Below are 2,588 nucleotides of genomic sequence, written 5' to 3' on the forward strand. Positions count from 1 at the left end.
CTCCCACTTAACACATTAATTAAATATTACTGTTTATATTTAATTTACGAATTAATCATGTAATTCGTTTTAGCTAAAATTATTTAATCCGTATTAAATAATTACATTCACATCACATTGACTAAATATATAGTCAATAACTCCGACTAATCGCTTAGTCGTATCCGGCATAAATGTGACTGTATTTTCATACCTTCACATCTCTCAAACGTGTCCTATAGGTGTGACTTATAGGGACCAGTTGATCACCGCCATCCGTATGACAGTAACGTCAAACTTATCTAGCAAGCCAACCGTTACTGATAAACGTGGATCAACTGATAATAATACAATAGTATGCCCTTGTGTTCCTTTAAGAGATTTAAAAAGTCAGTGCACTAACTGTAGAGGACACCAGCCCCAACAAACTCCCACTTGTCCGTACAAGTGTATGTGCAATGACGTTATCACACTACATGTGGAGGACACCAGCTCCAACAAACTCCCACTTGTCCGTACAAGTGTAGGTGCGATAACCGATTCTCATATCCTTTTAAAATTTCTCCCACTCAATGTAAAACAATTTGCAATCCGTATTCGCAAAGGTCGTGTTCTACAAGCGATCTGTATCAAGAGTGGTTTCCCCGACTAGAGCGTAACTTAACTGATAAAACGAATCTGTATTCGAGCATGGCCATGCATTTTCAGTTACTACTCCTCGAGTGGCCCTGAGAAAAGATAAAATCCTGATAAGGGTTGGATATTTTCCCTCAACTCGAATCCTGCAGATGTAAGCGCAGCATGAAATGACCCAGTGAAAATCTTCTTGGCCCCCTGTTACGATGGACCGTGAGAAAGAAACCAAAGTCACCCAAAATCTGCCTTAATCTCAGAAGACAGTCGAAAGTCAAAAGATTCGACTCTAAGGAACACTATGGAGGTCCTATCCACGACCAGGCACCCAATGTTATAAAACATTTAGGACTCCATAACGTTGTCACATGGTTGTCCTACAAGATATCCGTATATCTTGCCTTCGTGATTGGTCAGTCAACCGTTTGACTTATGGCTAGTTGAATCCACCATCAACCAACGTCACAAAATGATTACCTGAGTTATCAGCTCAAGTGGGTAATCAAGGACCAAAACGATGTAATGTTATTCAGTTCACTTTGTGGTATTCAAAATTGTCGTACAATTCCACATGAAAAACAAAACATATAAATATCATAACGAAGAGGTTGTTTACATGGTACACGAGAAAATGAATACAGTTCATCAAAAGAGTACTACAACTCAGGAACACGTTTTATTCCCATGGAAGTAACGTGCCCTTCATGCTTATCACGTCGTAATGCTTTAGTTAGAGGATCAGCTATGTTGTCATCCGTAGCAATCTTCTCTAATAAAATTTCCTTTTGCTCCACGTAATCCCTGATTAGATGAGCTTTCCGTTGTACATGTCTAGACTTGTTACTAGACTTAGGCTCCTTAGCTTGGAAGATGGCACCTTTATTGTCACAATAAACGGTGATAGGGTCATTCGAACTAGGCACTACAGATAGTCCTTGTAAGAATTGACGCATCCATATAGCTTCCTTAGCTGCTTCCGAAGCGGCATAGTACTCGGACTCAGTCGTAGAATCTGCTGTAACACTTTGTTTGGTACTTTTCCAGCTGACAGCAGCGCCATTAAGAGTAAAAACGAATCCAGACTGAGATTTCGAGTCATCCTGATCCGTTTGGAAGCTAGCATCTGCGTAACCAGTGGCGCAGAGCCTCGTATCGCCTCCATAAGTCAATCCCCAATCTTTAGTCCTCCGTAGGTACTTAAGAATGTTTTTCACGGCCATCCAGTGTTGTTCACCTGGATGTGCTTGGAATCGACTTGTCATACTCAATGCATATGCAACGTCTGGACGTGTGCATATCATGGCATACATGATCGATCCTATAGCCGAAGCGTAAGGAATCCGACTCATGCGCTCTTTCTCTTCCGATGTCTTAGCTTCTTGAGACTTGCTCAAGTGAAGCCCAGTAGTCATGGGAAGGAACCCTTTCTTGGAGTTCGTCATGCTGAATCTCTCTAGGATCTTATCTATATAAGACTCCTGACTGAGAGATAACATCCGTCGTGATCTATCCCTGTAGATACGGATGCCCAAAATTCTTTGTGCCTCTCCCAGATCTTTCATCTGGAAATGGTTTTTCAACCATGCTTTAACCGAAGACAAGAGAGGTATGTCATTCCCAATCAAGAGTATGTCATCGACATACAGTACTAGGAAGACAATCTTGCTCCCACTCGACTTGATATATAGACATGGTTCCTCGACAGATCGAACGAAACCATTGTCCTTAATCACTTGGTCGAAGCGATGATTCCAACTCCGTGATGCTTGCTTAAGTCCATAAATGGAACGCTTAAGCTTGCAAACCTTCTTAGGATGTTTAGGATCGATAAAACCTTCGGGTTGTACCATGTACAACTCTTCCTCCAAATAACCGTTTAAGAAGGCGGTTTTAACATCCATTTGCCAAATTTCATAATCATGAAAAGCGGCGATCGCTAAGATAATCCGAATGGAACGTAACATGACTACGGGTGC

1 protein-coding gene is annotated in these 2,588 nt (G+C 41.4%); it reads right to left on the reverse strand.

The window, feature by feature from the left end:
• Positions 1-1,268: 1,268 nt before the first annotated feature.
• Positions 1,269-2,588: Ty1/Copia family ribonuclease HI (locus E6C70_RS16535; RefSeq protein WP_136425582.1), on the reverse strand; the 1,320-nt coding region annotated here is incomplete at its 5' end.

Origin of the sequence: Orlajensenia flava (assembly GCF_004801905.1) — a bacterium.
Classification (GTDB): domain Bacteria; phylum Actinomycetota; class Actinomycetes; order Actinomycetales; family Microbacteriaceae; genus Orlajensenia; species Orlajensenia flava.